Source organism: Sphingopyxis sp. LK2115, assembly GCF_014595975.1.
In the GTDB taxonomy this organism is placed as follows: domain Bacteria; phylum Pseudomonadota; class Alphaproteobacteria; order Sphingomonadales; family Sphingomonadaceae; genus Sphingopyxis.
Genome location: NZ_JABWGQ010000039.1, coordinates 56,799 through 78,686, shown reverse-complemented (window position 1 = coordinate 78,686; position 21,888 = coordinate 56,799). Strand labels below are relative to the sequence as shown.

Here is a 21,888-nt window from a genome sequence, read left to right as displayed (position 1 = left end):
AACGGGACGCCGCGGTGGCCGTCGCAACGCCCCCTTTTGATATCGATGCCGAGATCGATCGCGTCAGGCGGCACGTCCGGACAGTGGCGGCGGCCTACCGGGAGCGCGGACGGGCCTTACTTCGCGAAGGTTTAGCTGCACCGGCTCCCCCAGGCCATTCTTGACCCCCCAGGTTGCCGCTTGGGTTCGGTTCTCGACCCCCAGTTTGCGCAAGATCGCCTTGACATGGACCTTGACGGTGGCCTCACAGATGCCGAATTGCCGCGCGATCACCTTGTTGGCCATGCCGGCCATGATGCTTTCGAGAATATCTATCTCGCGGTCGGACAGCCCCACCGACGCCGCGCTGCTTTTCCAGTCGCCGCCAAGCGCTGCCGGAACCCAGCTGGTCAGATTGTTGACCAGTTGCGACGGAAAAACCTTCTCACCCAGCGCCGCCAGCTTGATCGATTCGACCAGCGGCGCGCAGAGGATTTCCTTGATGATGACGGCATCGACGCCGATCTGGAATGCCTCAACCACATCCTCAAAGACATAATGGTCGAACAGTAACGCCAGGCGCGCATGGTCTCTTTTCGCGGCCAGCCGCCGACAGGCGTCGAGGCCGAAGCCCGTATCGCCCCCATCGACGACGATCACGTGACAATCGACGTCATCCGTAATCCGCCCCTCGGCGTCGAACAGCCCAGAAGCATCGGGCACCGATGCCTGGATCTGAAAACTTTCGCCAGACAGGATGTTGCGTAACCCCTCTCTGGCAATCTCATATTTCGCCAACAGCGAAATCTTGATCAATTGCGACATTTTCGCCTCCGCTGAATTATCAGTCAAGGCGACCCACTTGTTTGGATTTCGGTCAAAACCCCCGCTGCTATATGGTCTTCATCGCGGTGGAAGCCTCCCCCCGTTGAAAAAGTTAACACTCTGGTTTCGTTACCCCCTGATTAGCCCAAACGTTATACAACTAAATGACAGAATCTAGGATGATTTTGAGATATACCTACAAAGAGGTATGATTGATTCCGCGGGTCCGCCGCCGTCGTCCCATTCAATGACTTGAAGCAACCATAACATTACGGAATGCAAGGGTTTAGATTGGACGGGAACGCTACCACAATGCTAGTCTTTCGGATGACGGTGATCGCATGATCGGAACCGCTCGCGGCTGCAAATCCTAATAATTTTGGTTAATAGACGGCCCTGCGTCGATAAAGAATCGGATGCGAACCTATCATGCGGTGCGAGTCGGCCCCGATTCGATGCTGCTGATTTGGCGGCAGTTCCGCCTTGTTATCGACGGCCGTAAATCCGCTTATCCGCTGCGGCGCGGGCCGATGGGGTTCTTATTTGCTCCCGCGCGGCGACCAGCGCCCGACCATTCGGGGGATATTGTTACCGATCGACACATGCGCCAGGGCAAGCCGGATGCCCGGCGCCCTGGCTACGGCGGTTTTGAAGGATCCGCGGTCTCGCGTAGCAGACGCGGCGCTGTGGGAATCTGCCACCGACGCCTTTGTTGTCGACCGGGCTGCCATCACGATCGCCCGGCCCATGTCGCCATAGCCATGAACCCAGCGCCGATCGCCGCTGAACGACATGATCGGGCGCACCGCATTGCCCTGGCGTCCATCATAAATGCGGTCGGTCAGGTTATCGAGCACCACCCAGCCAGCGGTCGATCGCACGAGCAGGAACGCATGGTCGGCGTTGATCGCCATGTCGCGCAGGACGACAAGCTTCATGCGGTCGTCGTCGATTCCGGTCGCGCGCAGCATGTGCATCTTCAAGATTGCGAAATCTTCGCAATCGCCGCTGCCCAGTGCGATCGTTTCTTCAGCCGTCGCCCAGAAGTCGCGCTGTCGGTAATTGCGCTCGTCTTCGGCATAGACGATCTGGCGATTGACCCAACGATTGACGCGATCGAGCGTCGCAGACTCGTCCAGCCCCTGTGTCACCGCCGCACGATCGAGCTGGGCCTGCATCATTTGGGCGGAAGGCGCACGACGCACGCGTGACCAGCGATCATCAAAGCGCGTCGATGCTACCGGAATGGCAATGGTGCCAAGCTCGCGCTCGTCGTCCGCCGCCGGCGCCGCCATCGTCGCCGATGATGTGGTGCAATCGGCCCGGCGCGAGGCGACGACGGGCCAATCGGCTTTCTGCAGGCGGTCGGCGCCCCGTGTCATCGCACGAATGACCGTCGATCTGTCCTGTGCGCTGGCGCCGTCACGTGACACCGCCGGTTGTTCCTGACTAATCCGGATGCGGTCGAGCGCGCTGAGCACCTTGGGTTCAACCGGGCGGGTCGCAACGAAACCGGGACCCGCCGACGTCATCCCGGCGCTGGCGCGGCAGGTTTCCCCGATCGCGAATGCCTTGGCATTCGCCATTTTTATTGCGTACGGGCCAATCCGCGCATGCGCGGTCGCCGGCGCTATCGCCGCCGCAGCTGTCAAAGCCAGCGCGGCCATGCTGGTGACCGCCGAAAGATGAAACCGCGCAAACATCGCGCCGACGATGCCGGAGCGATGTGAGAATATGCTTCAGCAACATGCTTAACGACGTGTTGGGCTTTGCATAGAGCCGCAATTCGACTGGCGCGATTGCAGACAGAGAGCGAGACGACGGAAATGGCCGGGCAGCACGACTGGCCTTCGCCCGGCACCCAGACGCAGCGGCGCCACCGCGAAGTGCCGATCGCTATCGTCGGCAACGCGCCTGCTGGGAACCTGTATAAAAATGACCAAAACGGGTCGAGCTGGAACGTGGCGACCTGAGCGAGATCGCGAATCCGCCTCGTAATAACCGATCGTTTTTTGTCTGTTTATGTGAGGGATTCTGCGGCCTTATCAGCGCCTCTGGAAACACCGGCTGGCTGGGGCGGCAGGATTCGAACCTGCGCATGGCGGTACCAAAAACCGCTGCCTTACCGCTTGGCTACGCCCCAACGGCCGGTGCGAGCGCGTCTATAGCGTCCGCGCCATCAATGGCAAGGCGGCGCGCGTCAGATCCGCGTGACCCAGCCATGGGGGTCGGCGGTGCGGCCGCGCTGGATGTCGACGAGCTTGCCCTTGAGCATTTCGGTGACCTGTCCGGGGCCGCCCGCACCGATGGTGAAGCTGGTTTCGCCGCGCGTCACCTTGCCGACCGGGGTGACCACCGCTGCGGTGCCGCAGGCAAAGCTTTCGGTGAGGCGGCCGCTTTCCGCATCGGCCTGCCACTGGTCGATCGCATAGGGTTCCTCGCGCACCGTCAACCCCGCGTCCTTCGCCAGCGTGATGATCGCGTCGCGGGTGATGCCGGGCAGGATCGTGCCGGTCAGCGGCGGCGTCACGAGGCTGCCGTCATGGAAGACGAAGAACATGTTCATGCCGCCCAGTTCCTCGATCCAGCGATGCTCGGCGGCGTCGAGAAAGACGACCTGATCATGGCCCTTGGCGATCGCCTCGCGCTGCGCGATCAGGCTTGCGGCATAGTTGCCGCCGCATTTCGCCGCGCCCGTGCCGCCCGGCGCAGCGCGGGTATAGTCCTCCGACACCCAGAGCGAGATCGCCGGCGCGCCCGACTTGAAATAATTGCCCACCGGCGATGTGATGACGAGGAAGCGATATTCGGACGCGGGTTTGACCCCCAGGAACACCTCGCTGGCGAACATGAAGGGCCGCAGATAAAGCGCGCCGCCATCGACCGGGGGAAACCAGCGGGCGTCGGCAGCGACGGCTTCCTTCACCGCCGCGATGAACAGTTCCTCCGGCAGTTCGGCCATCGCCATGCGGCGCGCGCTGGCGTTGAAGCGCGCGGCATTGGCTTCGACGCGGAACAGCGCCATCGACCCGTCGTCGAGCCGATAAGCCTTCAGCCCTTCAAAGATTTCCTGGGCATAATGCAGCACCGCCGTCGCCGGATCGAGCGTCAGCGGCCCGCGCGGCATCACTTGCGCCTCGTGCCAGCCCTGCCCCTCCGTATAGCGGATCGACACCATATGATCGGTGAAAACCCGCCCGAACGCCGGATCGGCGATCGCCGCCGCGCGCATGTCGTCGGCCACGGGATTGGGGTGGGGCAGACGGACGAAGGCGGGAGCGGACATTGATGACACCTGTTGCTGGCGGTTTATGGAGCGCGCCTCTTGCCAAAGACGGGCGCGGCGCGCAACGGTAGCGACCATGGCCGATGACAATTTTCTTTCACAAGTGCCCGCCGCCTCTGCCCTTTTCTTGCGCGAGGAAGAAGTGCGTCGCGGCATCGAGTTTCTGCTCTTTGCCCATGCCTCGCTATGGCGCGCAATCGACGCGCGGCTTGCCGAAAAGGATCTGGGGCGTGCGCATTATCGCGCGCTTTACTTCATCGCGCGCCAGCCGGGACTGACCATTTCGGATTTGCTGGCGCTGCTCGGCATCACCAAGCAATCGCTCGGCCGCGTGATCAAGGATCTCGATGCGCGCGGCCTGGTGACGACGCGGCCGGGCAATCGCGACCGGCGGGCCAAGGAACTGCGCCTGACCGACGCGGGGCGCGTCGTCGAACGCGAACTGTTCGGCGCGCTGCGCGACACGATGAGCCGCGCCTATACCCACGCCGGGCAACAGGCAGTGACGGGATTCTGGCAAGTCAGCGAAGCCCTGGTCCCCGCGGGCGACCGCCGGCGCATCGCGATGCTGGGCAGGGATGCGGGCTAGGCAAAGGCCGATTCCGTCCGCATCGCGCGACACGAACGGGTTTAAGGGCGCTCAGCCCTCGCCGCGCGCAATGTCGGCAAGCTCGCGTCCGCGATCGCGCGCCGCGCGCAGCACATTGGTGAGCAGCGCGGCGAGCTGGCCGTCGCTGTCGAGCACGTCGAGGCCCGCCTGCGTCGTGCCGCCCTTGCTCGCGACCTGGGCGATGAGCGCGCCCGGCTTTTCCCCGCTGTCGGCAAGGAGCGCGGCGGCCCCGCCAAAGGTCGCGGTGGCGAGTTTGAGCGCGTCCTCGGCGGGCAGCCCCAGCCGCTCGCCCGCCGCCGCATAGGATTCGATCAGGCGAAAGACAAAGGCCGGACCGCTGCCGGTAAAGGCGGTGACGAGGTCCATCGTCGAATCGTCGGCCAGCGCTACGACGGTGCCGAGCGGGTCGAGCAGCGCCGCGACGGTCGCCATGTCGGCGTCACCGCTGCTCGCCACCGCCGACACGCCCGCGCCGATGCGCGCGGCAAGGTTGGGAAGGATACGCACCTGTGCCTTCGCGCCCGGAAAGCGCGCGGCCAGGTCGGCAAGCGAAACGCCGGCGAGGATCGAGAGGAGGTGCGTGCCGCCGGTGACGATATCGGCAAGGTCGCCCGCCACCTCGCCAAGCTGCTGCGGCTTCATGCCGAGCATGATCCAGTCGGCGGTGCCGCCCGCCGCGCGCCATTCGGCGAGCGAGGCGAATCGGGCGATGCCTTCACGTGGCGCAGCAACGGGATCGACAATCGCCACCCCCGCGGTGTCCAGCCCGGCCACCAGCCAGCGATCGAGCATTGCGCCCGCCATGTTCCCGCACCCGACCAGCAGCATCCGGTCGGCAAACCCCTTCAAATTACGCGTCATCGCCCCTTATTCTCTTCACTTTTGGCAACTGTTGCCCGGACCCGAAATCAGGTCGAGGCAGCGGCCATCGATGGTGCCCGTATCGACCGGCAGGCCGATCAGCGCCGCGAGCGTCGGCAGAATGTCGACAGTCATCACGGCATTGGGCTGTTCAAAACCGGCAATCCCCTTGCGCCAGAAGATCATCGGCACGCGGCGGTCGTAATCCCACACCGACCCGTGCGTCGCGACATAGCCGATACCCGGTTCGGCGATCGGGGTGACACGGGCCTTCAGCGCGATGATGAAGTCGCCCGAACGATCGGGGTGAAAGGAAGCGCGAAGCCGATCCATCACGCTCCACATATCGGGGGGGCGCCTCGCAATGGGATGCGCCGCGAGTTCCTCGCGCGTCGCGACCAGCTCGACCTGCGGATGCGCGCGCAGGCGCGGCAGGATTTCGGCAAGCGCCGCGTCGCGCTGCGCGCTGGTCAGCGCCTTTGACAGATAATAATCGCCACCCTCGCCATAAAGCAAAGGCTGCGGCAGGCCGAGCTTTTGGGCGACGTCCCGGCCGAGCGCTTCGGGGTCGAGCGCCTTGTCGACGCGCTGCGCGTCAGGCCAGGCGTTCTGGCGGTTGCGTTCGGGCAGGTCGTGGCCGCCATGATCGGCGGTCAGCACAACGGCATAGTCGATTCCCGCCGCGTCGAGGCGCGCGAAGAAATCGCCCAGCTCGCGGTCGAGCCCCGCGAGTTGCAGGCACATCTCGCTGCCTTCGGTCCCCGCGCCATGCCCGACATAGTCGGTGGCCGACAGGCCGACGATGAGCAGATCGGTGCCGCTCCCCTCCCCCATCCGGCGCGCCTGGCGCAGCGCCGCGGCGGCCGCGAGCACCGCACCATCGGCTTCGGGCGACGCCATGAAACGGCGGAAGTCGCCGGCTTCGCGCGCCATGCGCCCGGTGCCGACCGAGGCGCCATTGGCAAGCGGAATGGCGATGTCCTGCGCGGCGCATTCGGCGGGCAGCGTCAGCGGCCCGCGCGGCTGGTTGATCGCCGCGGCGATCGCCGTGCCGGCGCGCTGGGCGGTCGGCGACAGCGCGGTGCCGCGATAGCTGGCAAGGCCGGTGGGCGCGAGCCACAGCGTCTCGTCGGCGCGGTGCCCGCCCATCATGATCGCGGCGCGGTCCTTGCCCGCGACCGACACGACCTGCGCCTGCGGATCGCGCGCCTTCATCAGGTCGCCCAGCGTCGGGACGAGCAGATGCTTGACCGACGGCGCATATTGGCCGCCGCCGGAGCTCGTGCCCGGCACCGTCTCATCCTCCGCGCAATAGACGCGCTTGTCGGCGCGCGCGACCGACAGGTCGAAATAATTGTTCGCGATCACGCCGGTGCGCGCGGGGTGACTGCCGGTCAGGATCGTCGAATGGCCGGGGCAGGTCTCTGTCGCGCCATGCGCCTGATAGGCCGAAGGAAAGACGACGCCCGATGCGAGCCGCGCCAGGCCGCCGCGGAAGCGGCCGCGATATTCGGCGAAAAGGTCGGCCGAAAACTGGTCGACCGCGATCACGACGAGCAGCTTGGGCGCCGGGGTTGCGGCGGTCGCGGTGGCTGCGGTGGTCGCGGCCGACTGAGCCTGCTGCGCAACCGTGGGTCCGGTGCCGGCGAGGAACAGCGCGCCCATCAGGGCGGCGATCGGATATTTGAGCTTCACGGGCGGCATCTCCGTCGGGTGGGTGTCAGCGCGGGCTGTCCTCTCGACGAAAGCCGCCTATATGGCAAGCCTTCGGAAAGCGAACGACCGCGGACGGAGCATGAAATTGGCGAGTGAGGCTTTTGTGACACGCATCGGATGGGCGCTGGCCGCCTTGCTTGCCGCGCTGGGGCTGGCCGCCGGTCCCGCGCACGCGCAGGCGACGCACATCACGCCCCGGCTGGTCGCCGAATCGGCGGCGCCCGCGCCCGGCGGCACGACGACGCTTGCGCTGACGATGGCCCCCGAAAAGCCGTGGCACGGCTATTGGGTCAATGGCGGCGACGCGGGCTTCGGGCTGACGGTCGACTGGAATCTGCCCGATGGCGTGCGCGTCGCGCCCTTTCGTTATCCGGTCCCCGACGCGCTGATCCTCTTTGGCATGATGAACCATGTCTATGAACATCCCTATGCCTTGCTCGCCGAACTCAGCGTCGACCGCTCGGTCGCGCCGGGAACCGATCTGACCCTGTCGGGGGTCGCCAACTGGCTCGCCTGCACCGACAAGGTGTGCGTCCCCGAAAAGGCGGTGATCTCCGTCAGTCTGAAAGCGGGCGACGGAAGGATCCCCGCCGGGACGCGCGCGCGCTTCGATTCGTGGCGGGCGCTGTTGCCCCAGCCGCTCGACCGGCAGGGCAGCTGGGAACGGCGCGGCGACAATGTCCGTTTCGCCATCCCCCTTCCCGCCAGCGTGGCGATCGACAAGCCGCACCTGTTCGTCGAGACGCCGGATGTGATCGACTATGCCGCGCCGCAGCGCATCAGCCGCAATGGCGATCGCATCATCGTCGAGGCGCGCGCCAAGGGGACGCGCGAGGGGCCGGTGGCGGCGCTGCTGAGGACCGGCGACGGGCGCGGTCTTTCGCTGACGCTTGCGCCAGGCACGGTGGCGGCGGCGGGCGAACCCATGACGGCGGGGACGGCGGGCATCGACATGCGCCTGTTCTGGACCGCGCTTGGCGGCGCGATTGTGGGCGGGCTGATCCTCAACCTGATGCCCTGCGTCTTTCCGATCCTGAGCCTGAAGGCGCTGAGCCTCGCGCGGTCGGGCGGCGCGGTGCAAACGGCCAGGGTCGAGGCGCTGGCCTATACCGCGGGCGCCGTGATCACCGCCCTGCTGCTTGGTGGCGCTTTGCTCGCATTGCGCGCGGCGGGCGAGCAGGTCGGCTGGGCGTTCCAGCTCCAGCATCCGGTGAGCGTGCTCGCGCTGCTGATCCTTGCGCTCGCGATTACGCTCAACCTGCTGGGATTCTATGAATTACCCTCGTTCGGCGGTGGACAGGCGCTCGCGGATCGCGGCGGCGCGACGGGCGGCTTCTGGACCGGCGCGCTCGCCGCCTTCGTCGCGACGCCGTGCAGCGGGCCACTGCTCGGCGCGGCGCTCGGCGCGACGCTGGCGCTGCCCGCCTGGGCGGCGCTGCCCATCTTCGGCGGCCTGGGGCTGGGGCTTGCCCTGCCGTTCCTTGCGATCGGCCTTGTCCCCGCGCTCCGCAACCGGTTGCCGAAACCGGGGCCGTGGATGAACAGGTTTCGGCGCTGGATGGCGCTGCCGATGGGGCTGACGACACTCGCGCTGACCTGGCTTTTGTGGCGCCAGCTCGGTAGCGGCGCGCAGCTTGTGTGGCCCGCCATCGCCGTCGCCATGGCGTTCGTGCTGCTCATCCATTATGGCGCGGTCCAGCGCGGCGACCGGCGATCATGGCTCCTGATCGTTTCCGGCCTTCTCTTCACCGTCAGCCTTGGCGCGACCGTCGCCGAAGTGGCGAAGGCCGAACGGACCGCCGCGGGCGCCGGCACGACCTTCTCGCCCGATGCGCTCGCCAGGGCGCGCGCCGCGGGCAAGCCCGTCTTCGTCTATTTCACCGCCGACTGGTGCCTGTCGTGCAAGGCGAACGAGGCGGGCGTGATCAATCGCGAAGCGGTGCAGGCGGCGTTCGACAAAGCCGGCGTCGTCACCCTGGTCGGTGACTGGACGAACGGCGATCCCGTGATCACGCGCACGCTTGCCGAACATGGCCGCAACAGCGTGCCGCTTTACCTCTGGTATGCGCCCGGTGCGGACAAACCCGTGATTTTGCCGCAAATCCTGACACCGGGGATGCTCGTCGACCAGGCAAAACGCTGATGGCCAAGCAGCGCGCCGATCAGCTGCTCGTCGACCGCGGCCTGGCCGAAAGCCGGACGCGCGCGCAGGCGCTGATCCTCGCGGGCCTCGCCTTTGTTGGCGACCGCAAGATCGACAAGGCAGGTCAGCAGATCGCCGAAGATGCCGAAATCAGCGTCAAGGGCCGCGACCATCCCTGGGTTTCGCGCGGCGGGATCAAGCTCGACCACGCGCTCACCCATCTGGGTTGGGACGTGGGCGGCACAGTCGCGATCGACGTCGGTTCATCGACCGGCGGCTTCACCGACGTGCTGCTGAGCCGCGGCGCTGCGCGGGTTTACGCTGTCGATTCGGGGACCAACCAGCTTGCGTGGAAACTGCGACAGGATGATCGCGTGATCGTCCACGAACAGACGAGCGCGCGTATCCTGACCGCCGACCATATCCCCGAACCCGTTGACCTGATCGTCTGTGACGCGAGCTTCATCGCGCTGGCGAAAGTGCTGCCGGTGCCGATGTCTTTCGCGCGGCCCGGCGCGCGTCTCGTCGCGCTGATCAAGCCGCAGTTCGAGGCCGCGCGCCACGAGATCGGAAAGAAGGGCGTTGTGCGCGACGCGGCCGTCCATGCACGCATCTGCGCCGAAGTGCAGGACTGGTTGACCGGCGAAGGCTGGGCCGTCGCCGACCTTGTCGAAAGCCCGATCACCGGACCTGAAGGCAATGTCGAGTTTCTGATCGCGGCGACCAGGCGAACGACTTGACGATGCCCCGCACGATCGCGACACAAATGCAACGGATTCGCGGGTGGGGGATAATGCCGACATGACCGAAATCGCAACTCCGGGCCAGCTTCGCATGTCCTACCTCCGCTGGGCGCTCGTCACCGTGCCCGCCATCGTCCTGATCGGCAGCCTGATGGGCGTCCTTTCGAACAGCGGCTATGACAATCGCTGGTTCGCGGCGCTCGACCTGCCCGCGATCACGCCGCCGGGCTGGGTGTTTGCGGTCGTCTGGCCGATCCTTTACATCCTGCTCGGCCTTTCGCTCGCGATGATCCTGCACGCGCGCGGCGCAAAAGGGCGCGGTTTCGCGCTGTTGCTCTTCTTCGTGCAGCTGATCGCCAATTTCGCCTGGTCGCCGCTCTTCTTCGGTCAGCATGAAGTAACGAAGGCGCTCTACCTCATCATCTTCATCCTGATGGTGACGATCGCGACCGCCTTTGCCTTTGCACCGATCCGCAAGGCCGCAGCGTGGCTGCTCGTTCCCTATATGGTCTGGCTCGGCTTTGCCGCGATCCTCAATTTCCAGATCGACCAGCGCAATCCTGACGCCGAAACCCTTGTCCCCGCCGCCGCCAGCACCCAGATAGGTTGAAGGCAAGGGGCTGTCCCCGACGAAGGAATATCAGACATGCAGAGCGAAAACCGCTTTTTCGACGACCTCGCGAAGATGGTGAACGGCATTGCCGGAACGGTGGCGGGCGCCGGGCGCGAGGCCGAGGCCGCGATGCGCGAGCGCGCCAGGGAGTTTGTCGGGCGCATGGATTTCGTCGGCCGCGAAGAGTTCGAGGCGGTAAAGCAGATGGCGGCGACCGCGCGCGCCGAAGCCGAAGCGCTGAAAGCCCGGCTCGACAAGCTGGAAGCCGCGGCAAAGCCGGCTGCGACGGCAAAGTCGACGGCGGGAAAGCCAGCGGCAGCGACCAAGGCCAAGGCCGCGCCCAAGGCAAAGTAAGGCGTCGCCCCCCGCGAAGGAGGGGCGACTGTCGGTTGACTCGGCGACGCAGGACAAGCCTGCTGACCGCCGCGCCTTTGCGGCGGCGACGTTTTGCGTCGATGACTCGCCACCGGACCAAACTCTCGCTAAAGCGCGCCCATGAGTGACGATATCTACGAAGACGACGACGGCCAGGACGCGGCACCGATGGACATGCTCGCCTCTTATTTCGCGGCGCACGACTGGCCGCACGAGATGGTCAGCGAGGACGAGATTGTCGCGACCGCGCAGGGCAGCTGGACGACCTATGAACTGCGCGCGGTTTGGCGCGCCGACGATGGCGTGGTCCAGCTCCTCGCCTTTCCCGACATCCGCGTTGTCGAGGACAAGCGCGCCGTCGCCCACGAGGCGCTGGCGATGATCAACGAGCAGCTATGGCTCGGCCATTTCGAGCTGTGGTCGAACAGCGGCACGATCCTTTATCGCCACGGAATGCTGCTCGGCGCCGACGGCACGCTGCCGCTCGACCTCACCGAAACGCTCGTCGAAAGCGCGATCGACGAATGCGAGCGCTTTTATCCGGTGTTCCAGTTCGTGCTGTGGGGTGGCAAGACCCCCGCCGAGGCGCTGGCGGCGTCGCTGATCGAAACGCGCGGCGAGGCATAGTCCGCCTCGGTTTCCGTTCGCATCAAGCGACGGCGAATGCCCCGCAACCTCCAGCCCGAACGATCGGGATCTCGACTTCGCCCGACACGAGCAGGTTGGCAGCGTCGGCTATCGTTTCTCGAACCGCATCAGCCCCGCGCCCAGCTCGTTCGCGCCGATCGCCAGCGCCTCGCCGCTCCAGTCGGCGACAAATACCGATCGGCGGCCCATTCCCGCGGGCAGGCTCGCCCGATTGGCTTCGATGACAAGCCCGCGTGAGGGATTCTTTCGTTCTTCTGCGGCAACGGCGATGAAGGCCGAATAATTTTCCTTGTCGCGCCCCTGCACGAACAGATTATTTGCGATCCGCCCCACCGACCCCGACGGCAGGTCGATCATATAGTTGGTGCCTGTGCCCTGCGTATCGTCGAAGCTGTTGTCGCTTACATCGACCGCGATCGCGCGCGTTTTCAGATAATGGCCGCCGCTGCCCTTTTCAAAACGCGTGCGCGTGACCGTCACGCGGCCATAGATGCCGGTGTAGACGCTGTGCGCACAGCTTAAACCGCGGTCGCAGCGGCCAAGCCGCGAAAAGGTCGAACGGTCGATGGTCAGCGCGGCATCCGGGTCGTCCGCCGTCAATATGCCCTGTTCGCTGTTGCGGAACATGGCGTTCACCACATCGAGGTCGCCCGTTTCCAGCCGAATGCCCGCGCCATTGCCATCGGGCACGCGCATATTCTGGAACACCAGGCCGTCGACGCGTGCGCCAGCGCCGCGCAGCACCAGCGCCGCCTTGCCCTCGCACGTCACCCCGTCAAAGATCGCGCGGCCGGGTTCGGCGGCGACGAAGGCGATCCGCCCCGCGGTCTGGACGGCGCAGTCGCGGTGATAACCGGGCGCGATGCGGATGATTCCCTCGCCCTCGCCCTCGCCGATCGCATCGACCGCATCCTGCAACCGCGTAAAGCCGCGGCCGTCGATCTGATAGGGCGCGCCGCCGGTCTGTGCGGGCAGCGGCGCGGGCGCAACGAGCAGCGGCAGGGCGAGCAGCGGCAGCAAAGGCCGATGAAGAAGCGACTTGAGCATGGGCACGCCTATAGCCTGTTTTGGCCCGGCGGTCGTTCGCGAAGCTGGTTAACCGTGGGCGTGTCTCGCTTTCGGACGGATGGTTGCGCAATCATTACACCCGTGTGTCCCAGCGAAGGCGGGGACACACCACTGACCCGCGCAAACTGGCACAGATCGGTGATCGCCCCCGCCTTCGCAGGGGCGCGCCGCTGTCGCTGCCTCAATCCAGATTGGGCCGCAGCCAGCGCCTCGCGGTTTCCAGGTCGACCCCGCGCCGCCGCGCATAATCCTCAAGCTGGTCACTCCCGATGCGCGCAACGCCGAAATACTGGCTTTCGGGATGGCCGAAATAAAAGCCGCTGACCGCCGCGGTCGGCAGCATCGCAAAGCTTTCGGTCAGCGACAGCCCGGCATTATCCCCCGCGCCCAGCAGATCGAACAGGATCGGCTTCAGACTATGATCGGGACAGGCCGGATAACCCGGTGCCGGACGGATGCCGCGATATTCCTCCCTGATCAGCGCCTCGTTGGTCAGCTGCTCCCCCGGCGCATAGCCCCACAGCGTCGTGCGGACATGCTGGTGCAGCCGCTCGGCAAAGGCTTCGGCGAAACGGTCGGCGAGCGCTTTGAGCAAAATGTCCGAATAATCATCCTTGTCGGTGCGGAAGCGTTCCGAATGCGGCTCGATCCCGTGGATGCCGACCGCAAAGCCGCCGATCCAGTCGCCTGCCGGATCGATGAAATCGGCGAGGCACATATTGGCGCGGTCGCGGCTCTTCTTTATCTGCTGGCGCAGGAAGGGGAGCGTCACATGGCGCTCCTCCTCGGCGAGGTGGATGACGACATCGTCGCCGTGCCGCGCGCACGGCCAAAAGGCGCAGACGCCGCGCGCGGTCAGCCATTTTTCCGCAATGATCCGGTCGAGCATCGCGTCGGCATCGGCCTTCAGCGCTTGCGCCGTTTCGCCGACCACGTCGTCATCGAGGATCGACGGCCAGGTTCCGTGCAGTTCCCACGCGCGGAAAAAGGGCGTCCAGTCGATATAGTCGCGCAGATCATCGAGCGGCCAGTCGTCGAAGCGGTGGAGACCGGGCTGCAATGGCGGCGCGGGCTTGTCGCTGAGATAGGCGTCGTAAAAATTGGCGCGCGCCTCTTCGATGCTGAGCAGCACGCTCTGCCCCTTGCCCGCGCGCACGTCGCGAAGATGGGCATAATCGTCCTTATACCCCTTCACATAGGCATCGCGGCCCGTGTCGCTGACCAGCGCGGTCGCAACCCCGACGGCGCGGCTGGCGTCGAGGACGTGGAGCACCGGCCCCTCATAGGCAGGGTCGATGCGCAGCGCCGTGTGCACCTTTGACGTCGTCGCGCCGCCGATCAGCAGCGGCATCGTCATCCCCGCGCGCTGCATTTCCTCGGCCACCGTCACCATCTCGTCGAGCGATGGGGTGATCAGGCCGCTGAGGCCGATCATGTCCGCGTCATTTTCGTTCGCCGCCTCCAATATCCTGGTCCACGGCACCATTACGCCCAGGTCGACGATCTCGAACCCATTGCACTGGAGCACGACGCCGACAATATTCTTGCCGATGTCGTGGACGTCCCCCTTGACGGTCGCCATCACGACCTTGCCCTTGCCCTTCGCGCCCGGCTCCTTCGACGCCTCGATAAAGGGAAGCAGATGCGCGACCGCCTTTTTCATCACGCGCGCCGATTTGACGACCTGCGGCAGGAACATCTTGCCCGACCCGAACAGGTCGCCGACGACGTTCATGCCGTCCATCAGCGGCCCTTCGATCACCTCGATCGGGCGGTCCATCGCGAGGCGCATCTCTTCGGTGTCGTCAACGATATAGGCGTCGATGCCCTTGACCAGCGCATGTTCAAGGCGCTTGGCGACCGGCCAGCCGCGCCATTCCTCGGCGGCCTTTTCCTGCGCGGCATCCTTGCCCTTATAGCGTTCGGCGAGCGCGATCAGCCGTTCGGTGGGACTTTCCGCCTCGCCCCCGACCTTGCGATTGAGGATGACATCCTCGCAGGCGTTCCGCAATTCGGGGTCGATCGTGTCATAAACGTCAAGCTGCCCCGCATTGACGATGGCCATGTCGAGTCCCGCCGGGATGGCGTGATAGAGAAAGACGCTGTGTATCGCGCGGCGCACCGTCTCGTTGCCGCGAAAGCTGAACGACAGGTTGGACAGGCCGCCCGAAAAATGCGCGTGCGGACAGCGGACGCGGATTTCCTTTACCGCTTCGATGAAGTCGACGGCATAATTGTCATGCTCCTCGATCCCCGTCGCGACCGCAAAGATATTGGGGTCGAAGATGATATCCTCTGGCGGGAAACCGATGGTCATGAGCAGATTGTAGGCGCGCTCGCAAATCTCGACCTTGCGCTCTTTCGTGTCGGCCTGCCCGACCTCGTCGAACGCCATGACGACGACCGCGGCGCCATAGGCCATGCACTTTCTTGCATGATCGAGGAATTGCGCCTCGCCTTCCTTCATGCTGATCGAATTGACGATCGGTTTGCCGGGGACACATTTGAGCCCGGCCTCGATCACCTCCCATTTCGAGCTGTCGATCATGACGGGCACGCGCGCGATGTCGGGTTCGGCAGCGATGAGCTTCAGAAAGGTCGTCATCGCATGTTCGGCGTCGAGCAGCCCTTCGTCCATATTGACGTCGATGACCTGCGCGCCATTTTCGACCTGCTGGCGCGCGACCTCGACCGCTGCCGCATAATCGCCCGCCAGGATCATCCGCTTGAACGCGGCCGAACCGGTGACATTGGTGCGTTCGCCGATGTTGACGAAGGTGGAGGAGGACAGGGTTTCGGTCATCGTCTTCTTCTGATGCCCCTCGATTTCCGGCGAGGGGTTGGGATGGGGCTGTCGAGGTTGCGCAAGGCCGATGGCCCCGCCCCGCTCGACCAAAGGCCCGGTTGGCGCGGGCCAGGTCTCACCGCCCCTCCCCTTAAAGGGAGGGGCTAAATCACGCCGCCATCGTGAATGGCTCCAGCCCCGCAAGGCGTGTGCGCACCGGCACGTCGGGAAGCTGTCGCGGCGCCAATCCTTCGATCGCCCTGGCCATCGCCGCAATATGCTCAGGCGTCGAACCGCAACAGCCGCCAAGGATGTTCACCTGCCCGCGTTCGGCCCATTCGCGCACCAGGCCCGCGGTCGTTTCGGGCAGCTCGTCATATTGGCCGAGTTCGTTGGGAAGGCCCGCGTTCGGATAAACCATCACCAGCGCATCGGCCAGATCGGACAAGACCTTTACATGCGGACGCAGTTGCGCCGCGCCGAACGAACAGTTGAGGCCGATCGTCAACGGCTTTGCATGACGGACGGCATACCAGAACGCCTCGACCGTATGCCCCGACAGATTGCGGCCGCTGAGGTCGGTCAGCGTCATCGAAATCATCAATGGCAGTTCGCGCCCGACCTTCGCTTCGGCTTCGAACGTTGCGGCAATCCCGGCCTTGGCATTGAGCGTGTCAAAGATGGTTTCGATCAGGATGAAATCGGCGCCGCCCTGGGCAAGCGCGACCACCTGTTCCAGATAGACGTCCTTCAGTTCGTCGAAATCAATCTCGCGAAAGCCGGGATTGTTGACGTCGGGCGACAGCGACAGCGTCTTGTTCGTCGGTCCCACGGCGCCGGCAACGAAGCGACGGCGGCCGTCGAGCGCCGCAAATCTGTCGGCGGCCTCGCGCGCCAGTCGGGCGCTTTCACGGTTGATGTCCGCGACCAGCGCCTCGGCGCCATAGTCGGCCTGGCTGATGCGATTGGCGCTGAAGGTGTTGGTCGATACGATGTCGGACCCCGCCGCGAGATAGGCCTCGCCGATCGCGGTGACCACATCCTGCCGCGTCAGCGCGAGGATGTCGTTATTACCCTTCTGGTCATGGCTCAGCCCCAGCGACCCGGCATAATCGCTTTCGTCCAGCTTGCGGTTCTGGATCTGCGTGCCCCAGCCGCCGTCGGTGAGCAGGATGCGTTGCTTTGCCGCGGCGGCGAGAGCTTCTCTTGCGCTGGTCATGCTGCCTGATCCTTTCGGGTCGATACCGGCCGCAGCCCCAGCAAGTGGCAGATGGCGTAGCTGAGCTCGGCGCGGTTGAGCGTGTAGAAATGAAAATCGCGCACGCCGCCCGCATAGAGGCGGCGGCACATTTCGGCGGCAATCGTCGCCGCGACAAGCTGTCGCGCCGCGGGATGGTCGTCAAGCCCGTCGAACAGCGACACCATCCACGCCGGGATCGCGGTGCCGCACATGTCGGCCATCCGCCGCGTTTGCGATACGTTCGAAACGGGCAGGATGCCGGGGATGATCGGCGCGTCGATACCCGCCGCCGCCGCATTGTCGCGAAAACGCAAATAACTGTCGGGCGAAAAGAAGAATTGCGTGATCGCGCGGTTAGCGCCCGCGTCGAGCTTGCGCTTCAGATTGTCGAGGTCGGCCTGCGGACAGTCGGCGTCGGGATGCACTTCGGGATAGGCGGCGACCGAGATGTCGAACGGCGCAATCGCCTTCAACCCGGCGACAAGCTCGACCGCATTGGCATAGCCATCGGGGTGTGGGCGGTAAGGCTCGCCGCCTGGCATGTCGCCGCGCAGCGCGACGACATGGCGGACGCCCGCATCCCAATAGGCGCGCGCGACAGCATTGATCTCGGCGCGCGACGCGTCAACGCAGGTCAGGTGCGCCGCGGGCGGAACGCGGCTTTCCGCCGCGATGCGCGCGACCGTCGCATGGGTGCGCTCGCGCGTCGATCCGCCGGCGCCATAGGTGACCGACACAAAGCTGGGGCCAAGCGGTTCGAGCGTGCGGAACGTTTCCCACAGCTGCGCCTCCATCTTCGCCGATTTTGGCGGGAAAAACTCGAAGCTGACGCCGACATCACCGTCCAGATTGGCAAAAAGCGGCGACGCCGCGGCGCGGCGCGCCTCTGCCAGCGCGTCGAGGGTCGAGGTCATGCGGCGAGCCTTTTACTTTGTTTGCCATCGCTGACGGGGGGGTGATCCTGATCGCTCCGGCGGCGGCCCAGCCACAGCTTGACGGCGAGCGTCCCGCCTTCGAGCGTCTGCGTGGTTTCGAGCAGCAAGCCCGCCGAAGCAAACCAGCCGCGGATCTGCGCGTCCGAAAAGCCAAGGCGCGCGTGCGCGGCAAGGGTGCGCAATTCCTCATCCTCATGCGGTGCGAAATCGACGATCAGCAAATGGCCCCCGCCGCGCAGCACCCGGCTGGCCTCGGCGATCACGCGATCGGGTTCGTGCGCAAAATGCAGCGCCTGGTGAATGACGATGCTGTCGATACTCGCGTCAGCCACAGGCAATTCCAGAAAATCGCCCTGAAGCAGGTCGACCGGAACCGACTGTCGTTCGAGCTTGGCGCGTGCGATGCGCAGCATTTCGGGACTGCGATCGAGCGCGGTGATGCGGCGCGCGGTCGGCGCGAAAATCTCCGCCATCCGCCCGGTTCCCGTCCCGATGTCGAGCAGGTGGCCCAGGCGACGGTTGTGCATCATCGCCAGCATCGCCGCCTCGACCTCGCTTTCGGCGACATGGCGCGACCGGATCGCATCCCATTCGGCGGCATGTTCCGCAAAATAACGTTCGGCCGCCGCCGCGCGCTCGGCGCGGACCGCCGCCAAACGCCGCGCATCGTGCGCGATCACGCGCCTCTCGCGCGGCGAAAAAGGCCAGTTATCGGCTTGCGCGATCACTTCGGCAACGGGCCCTTCGCTGACGATCCGCAAGAAGACCCAGCTCCCCTCGCGTCGCCGCTCGACGATCCCGGCTTCGACGAGGATACGGACGTGGCGCGAAACGCGCGGCTGGCTCTGGTCGAGCACGACCGCCAGTTCGCCGATCGCCAGTTCCATCTCGCGCAGCAGCGCGACGACTCGCAGGCGGGTCGGGTCGGCCAGGGCACGGAAAATGTCGATCAGCTCGCTCATGGAGTGTCATATAAAGCTTTCTTTATATCTGGTCAACCAAGTCGCATCCCGCGATTTCCGCGGTGCGGGCGCAGCCCATCGGCCGATTGGGATGAAAGGCGGGGAACGAGGCAAAAAGGCCATTGCACCCATTTCAGCGAGGCGGTAATTCTGCGCGCGATTGGCAATATTCGGGATCGATCCGTTCCTGTGCCGGTCGGTCAGTTCAATTGAGAGGGGTATTCCCACATGAAGAAATCGATCACGCTGTCGCTCGTCCTTGCCGCTTCGCTCGGCCTTGCCGCCTGCGCCGAAAAGGCTGCCGACGACGCAGCTGCCACCGATGACGCCGCCGCGACCGTCGAAGGCGCGGCAGACGGCGCGATGGAAGCGGCCGAAGGCGCTGCCGACGCGACCGCCGCTGCGGGCGACGCCGCTGCCGCCGCCGATGCCGCCGGCGATGCCGCCGCTGCTGGTGACGCCGCCACGGCTGCCGACAAGGCTGCCGAAGCGGCCGACGCGGCCAAGGAAGCCACCGACGCCGCCAAGGGCGCGATGGAAGAAGCCAAGAAGTAATTTCTTTCCGGCTTTATCGGCCTGTTAACGAAGGGGGGTTGTCGGCTTGCCGACGATCCCCCTTATTCATTCAGGCCATGTCGCGGCTGTTGCACCGTTAAGCAGCGTGGTTGCCAAGCTGCGGAACGGTCGTTAGGTCTCACCCCATGGCCCCGGTGGCCATTGCATTCGAAAGGAAACCCATGCGCAAGATGATTATCGCTTCGATGGCCGCCGCGGCCTTCAGCCTCGCCGCCTGCTCGGAACAGACCCAGGACGCCGCCGCCGACACCGCCGCTTCGGCGGGTGAAGATGTCGAAGCCGCGGGTGACGCGATGGCCGAAGGCGCCGCCGACGCCGCTGCCGCGACCGCCGAAGCCGCCGACGATGCCGGCAACGCCATCGAAGGCACGGTGAACGCCGCCGGCGATGCAGCCGAAGCAGCCGGCGACAAGATTGCCGAAGAAACCGCCAAGGCCGAAGCCAACGACAAGCAATAAGTCGCCGCTTCGCCTTCGGGCTGATATGGGGCTCCACTCGGCAAGGGTGGAGCCCTTTTTCATGGGAGCAGAGCGATGAGGAAAAAAGCGATGAGCGTCATGGCCCTGGCCTTGGCCAGCCTCGGCCCCGGTTGCAGCCGCACCGAGAATGAACCCGGACCCGGCGGGGTGACCGTCAGCGAAGCCAGGGCGCTCGACGATGCCGCGGCGATGCTCGAAAGCCGCGACCGCGGTGACGCGGGGGAGCAGGCGGACCAGACCGGCGCCGTCAAATAGACTTCTTGCCGCCGTGTCACCGCGCCAAGCTTGGAAACTCCGCAACGGGCGCTTGCAGATGGTGTTCCATCGCGCGGCAAAGCAGGCGCGCTTGGCCTCAAGGCGCGCGCCTGGATGACCCACGATAGGCAAAGGACCATCCGATGACCGGCAATTCCACCACCACCATCATCTTCCTGCTCTTTCCCGGCGTCACCCAACTCGATTTTACCGCGCCCGCGCAGGCGCTCAGCCGGATGCCGGGGGCAGTGGTCGCAGGCGCCGCCGCTACGCTCGCGCCCCTTGCGACCGACAGCGGCTTTGCCATCGTGCCGACGCATGATTTCGCCTCCGCGCCGCAGGCCGACATCCTGTGCGTGCCGGGGGGCCATGGCGTGGCCGAGGCGCTGGGCGACGCCGCGACGATCGATTTCATCGCCCGCCAGGCCGCAGGCGCCGCCTGGGTCACAAGCGTCTGCACCGGCGCTTTCCTGCTTGGGCGTGCAGGGCTGCTGGCGGGCAAGCGCGCGACGACGCATTGGGCCTATACCCATTTGTTGCCGCTCGTCGGCGCCGCGCATCAACCCGGCCGTGTCGTCGAGGATGGAAAAATCGTAACGAGTGGCGGCGTTACGTCGGGACTCGATTTCGCGCTGACGCTGATTGGCCGGATGAAGGGCGCCGCGGTGGCGCAGGCGATTCAGCTTGCCATCGAATATGATCCCGCGCCGCCCTTCGTCGGCGGCCATCCCGACCGGGCTCCTGCCGCAGTGACCGCGGGGTTGAAAGCGCGCGCCTATGATGCCGCCGCGGCGCGGATGGAGGCGGCGCTCCGCAGCTAGAGCGTCGTGCGCCAGATCGGCAACGCTTCGATTCCGTTCGTGTCGAGCGGAAAATGGCTCCGGTAAAACGCTCGCCGTTCTAGCGGCAATCGGCAAGCGCGATTTCGTAAAGCTTCGGCCAGTATTTGCCGGTGACGAAGAGCCGCTTTGCCCTGGCGTCCCAGGCGATGCCGTTGAGCACGCTGTCGGTGCCCCGCACCCCGGCGTCGTCCTTCAGCCCCGACAGGTCGACGAGTGCGGCGACGTCGCCGCTCACAGGGTCGATACGGACGATGAAATCGGTCATCCAGATATTCGCCCAGACCTGATTGTCGATCGTCTCCAGCTCGTTGATCATCGCGACCGGCCGCCCGGCCAAGCGCACGGTGACGCGGCGCCGTTCGGCCATCGTCGTCGGGTCCAGAAAGCGCAGCTGCGGCGTTCCGTCGCTGAGCACCAGATCGTCGCCGACCATCGTCACCCCCCACCCCTCGCCCGCATAGCGGAAGGTGCCAAGCGGCTTCAGATCCTTGATCCGCCAGCGGTGGCCGATGCCGCTTTTCCACGTCACGCCGATAATCTGGTCGCCCCAGCGGGTGATGCCTTCGCCGAACTGGTCGGGCGGCAACGGCGTTTCCGCGAGCGCCCTGCCTGTCTGGAGGTCGAGCCGAGCGACGCGCGACCGGCCATACTGCCCCGTCGCTTCGTACAGATGCCCGTCGTGCCAGAACAGGCCCTGGGTGAAGGATGACGGGTCGTGCGGAAGCGATTGGATGATGCGGTAGCCACAGCGTTCGACCGACGGCGGCGGGGTGGCCTCGGCCGGCGGATCGGCGAACAGCGCAAGCGCGATGGCGACAACGAACATCATCCCCGTCTGGCTATGCGGCTTGGCCTGAACAGGCAATGACGGAACGGCCACGCCCCTGCCGGGGCACGGGCCCCATGATGACGAAAAGGGCCGGAGGATTGCTCCTCCGGCCCCATTT

General features: G+C 65.5%; 22 protein-coding genes and 1 tRNA gene. 11 read left to right on the top strand and 12 right to left on the bottom strand.

Annotation, left to right across the window (positions count from 1 at the left end):
* Nucleotides 1–63: 63 nt before the first annotated feature.
* Nucleotides 64–795 carry a response regulator transcription factor gene (locus tag HUW43_RS06970; protein ID WP_188236704.1) on the bottom strand — a complete coding sequence of 244 codons (732 nt, stop codon included), beginning with the start codon at nucleotides 793–795 and terminating at the stop codon, nucleotides 64–66.
* 548 nt (nucleotides 796–1,343) lie between these two features.
* Nucleotides 1,344–2,390: a transglutaminase-like cysteine peptidase gene (locus HUW43_RS06965; RefSeq protein ID WP_188236703.1), complete on the bottom strand. Its 1,047-nt coding sequence runs from the start codon at nucleotides 2,388–2,390 to the stop codon at nucleotides 1,344–1,346.
* A gap of 240 nt (nucleotides 2,391–2,630) precedes the next feature.
* On the opposite strand from HUW43_RS06965, the gene HUW43_RS06960 reads away from it, so the two are divergent.
* Complete coding sequence (locus tag HUW43_RS06960) at nucleotides 2,631–2,777, top strand: hypothetical protein (RefSeq protein WP_188236702.1); 147 nt, start codon at nucleotides 2,631–2,633, stop codon at nucleotides 2,775–2,777.
* A 95-nt stretch (nucleotides 2,778–2,872) separates the two neighbouring features.
* Here the strand turns inward: HUW43_RS06960 and HUW43_RS06955 are convergent.
* Nucleotides 2,873–2,947: transfer RNA gene (locus tag HUW43_RS06955), tRNA-Gln, on the bottom strand.
* Nucleotides 2,948–3,004: 57 nt separating this feature from the next.
* Nucleotides 3,005–4,090, bottom strand: coding sequence for a branched-chain amino acid aminotransferase (locus tag HUW43_RS06950; RefSeq protein WP_188236701.1), 1,086 nt, complete (start codon nucleotides 4,088–4,090; stop codon nucleotides 3,005–3,007).
* 76 nt (nucleotides 4,091–4,166) lie between these two features.
* On the opposite strand from HUW43_RS06950, the gene HUW43_RS06945 reads away from it, so the two are divergent.
* Nucleotides 4,167–4,679, top strand: coding sequence for a MarR family winged helix-turn-helix transcriptional regulator (locus HUW43_RS06945; protein WP_188236700.1), 513 nt, complete (start codon nucleotides 4,167–4,169; stop codon nucleotides 4,677–4,679).
* Nucleotides 4,680–4,730: 51 nt separating this feature from the next.
* Here the strand turns inward: HUW43_RS06945 and proC are convergent, their stop codons facing one another.
* Together proC and HUW43_RS06935 are read right to left on the bottom strand one after the other, a co-directional pair.
* Entirely contained in the window at nucleotides 4,731–5,561 is an 831-nt protein-coding gene (proC, locus tag HUW43_RS06940; RefSeq protein ID WP_188236699.1) for a pyrroline-5-carboxylate reductase, read from the bottom strand.
* 15 nt (nucleotides 5,562–5,576) lie between these two features.
* Entirely contained in the window at nucleotides 5,577–7,265 is a 1,689-nt protein-coding gene (locus HUW43_RS06935; RefSeq protein WP_223181353.1) for an alkaline phosphatase family protein, read from the bottom strand.
* Between the two features lie 91 nt (nucleotides 7,266–7,356).
* Between HUW43_RS06935 and HUW43_RS06930 the strand changes: the two genes are divergently transcribed.
* From HUW43_RS06930 to HUW43_RS06910, 5 genes are all read left to right on the top strand, one after another.
* Nucleotides 7,357–9,420, top strand: coding sequence for a protein-disulfide reductase DsbD family protein (locus tag HUW43_RS06930; protein ID WP_188236698.1), 2,064 nt, complete (start codon nucleotides 7,357–7,359; stop codon nucleotides 9,418–9,420).
* Nucleotides 9,420–10,160, top strand: coding sequence for a TlyA family RNA methyltransferase (locus HUW43_RS06925; RefSeq protein ID WP_188236697.1), 741 nt, complete (start codon nucleotides 9,420–9,422; stop codon nucleotides 10,158–10,160). Before HUW43_RS06930 ends, HUW43_RS06925 begins: the two co-directional genes overlap by 1 nt.
* A 61-nt stretch (nucleotides 10,161–10,221) precedes the next feature.
* The gene (locus HUW43_RS06920; protein ID WP_188236696.1) at nucleotides 10,222–10,773 is read left to right on the top strand and encodes a TspO/MBR family protein; all 552 of its coding nucleotides are present in this window, start codon (nucleotides 10,222–10,224) and stop codon (nucleotides 10,771–10,773) included.
* A gap of 36 nt (nucleotides 10,774–10,809) precedes the next feature.
* On the top strand, nucleotides 10,810–11,130 hold the full coding sequence (locus HUW43_RS06915; RefSeq protein ID WP_188236695.1) for an accessory factor UbiK family protein: 321 nt from the start codon (nucleotides 10,810–10,812) through the stop codon (nucleotides 11,128–11,130).
* 141 nt (nucleotides 11,131–11,271) lie between these two features.
* Nucleotides 11,272–11,778: a YbjN domain-containing protein gene (locus HUW43_RS06910; RefSeq protein ID WP_188236694.1), complete on the top strand. Its 507-nt coding sequence runs from the start codon at nucleotides 11,272–11,274 to the stop codon at nucleotides 11,776–11,778.
* A gap of 108 nt (nucleotides 11,779–11,886) precedes the next feature.
* Here HUW43_RS06910 and HUW43_RS06905 read toward each other — a convergent pair whose 3' ends face one another.
* The 5 genes from HUW43_RS06905 to HUW43_RS06885 all read right to left on the bottom strand — a co-directional run bounded on the left by HUW43_RS06905 (nucleotide 11,887) and on the right by HUW43_RS06885 (nucleotide 18,789).
* The gene (locus HUW43_RS06905; protein WP_188236693.1) at nucleotides 11,887–12,846 is read right to left on the bottom strand and encodes a right-handed parallel beta-helix repeat-containing protein; all 960 of its coding nucleotides are present in this window, start codon (nucleotides 12,844–12,846) and stop codon (nucleotides 11,887–11,889) included.
* A gap of 202 nt (nucleotides 12,847–13,048) precedes the next feature.
* Entirely contained in the window at nucleotides 13,049–15,670 is a 2,622-nt protein-coding gene (gene metH, locus HUW43_RS06900) for a methionine synthase (protein ID WP_188236692.1), read from the bottom strand.
* A 151-nt stretch (nucleotides 15,671–15,821) separates the two neighbouring features.
* Nucleotides 15,822–16,871 carry a homocysteine S-methyltransferase family protein gene (locus HUW43_RS06895; protein ID WP_188236691.1) on the bottom strand — a complete coding sequence of 350 codons (1,050 nt, stop codon included), beginning with the start codon at nucleotides 16,869–16,871 and terminating at the stop codon, nucleotides 15,822–15,824.
* Complete coding sequence (metF, locus tag HUW43_RS06890) at nucleotides 16,868–17,806, bottom strand: methylenetetrahydrofolate reductase (RefSeq protein WP_188236690.1); 939 nt, start codon at nucleotides 17,804–17,806, stop codon at nucleotides 16,868–16,870. The genes HUW43_RS06895 and metF overlap by 4 nt, the downstream gene beginning before the upstream one ends.
* Nucleotides 17,803–18,789, bottom strand: coding sequence for an ArsR/SmtB family transcription factor (locus HUW43_RS06885; protein ID WP_188236689.1), 987 nt, complete (start codon nucleotides 18,787–18,789; stop codon nucleotides 17,803–17,805). The genes metF and HUW43_RS06885 overlap by 4 nt, the downstream gene beginning before the upstream one ends.
* 228 nt (nucleotides 18,790–19,017) lie before the next feature.
* Here HUW43_RS06885 and HUW43_RS06880 point away from each other — a divergent pair, with 228 nt between their 5' ends.
* The 4 genes from HUW43_RS06880 (at nucleotide 19,018) to HUW43_RS06865 (ending at nucleotide 20,920) form a co-directional block, all read left to right on the top strand.
* Nucleotides 19,018–19,344 carry a hypothetical protein gene (locus tag HUW43_RS06880; protein WP_120218602.1) on the top strand — a complete coding sequence of 109 codons (327 nt, stop codon included), beginning with the start codon at nucleotides 19,018–19,020 and terminating at the stop codon, nucleotides 19,342–19,344.
* A gap of 182 nt (nucleotides 19,345–19,526) precedes the next feature.
* Complete coding sequence (locus HUW43_RS06875) at nucleotides 19,527–19,823, top strand: entericidin EcnAB (protein WP_120218601.1); 297 nt, start codon at nucleotides 19,527–19,529, stop codon at nucleotides 19,821–19,823.
* Nucleotides 19,824–19,913: 90 nt separating this feature from the next.
* Nucleotides 19,914–20,099 carry a hypothetical protein gene (locus tag HUW43_RS06870; protein WP_223181352.1) on the top strand — a complete coding sequence of 62 codons (186 nt, stop codon included), beginning with the start codon at nucleotides 19,914–19,916 and terminating at the stop codon, nucleotides 20,097–20,099.
* 143 nt (nucleotides 20,100–20,242) lie between these two features.
* The gene (locus tag HUW43_RS06865) at nucleotides 20,243–20,920 is read left to right on the top strand and encodes a DJ-1/PfpI family protein (protein ID WP_188236687.1); all 678 of its coding nucleotides are present in this window, start codon (nucleotides 20,243–20,245) and stop codon (nucleotides 20,918–20,920) included.
* Nucleotides 20,921–20,999: 79 nt separating this feature from the next.
* Here the strand turns inward: HUW43_RS06865 and HUW43_RS06860 are convergent, their stop codons facing one another.
* Nucleotides 21,000–21,770: a glutaminyl-peptide cyclotransferase gene (locus HUW43_RS06860; protein WP_188236686.1), complete on the bottom strand. Its 771-nt coding sequence runs from the start codon at nucleotides 21,768–21,770 to the stop codon at nucleotides 21,000–21,002.
* Nucleotides 21,771–21,888 lie beyond the last annotated feature (118 nt).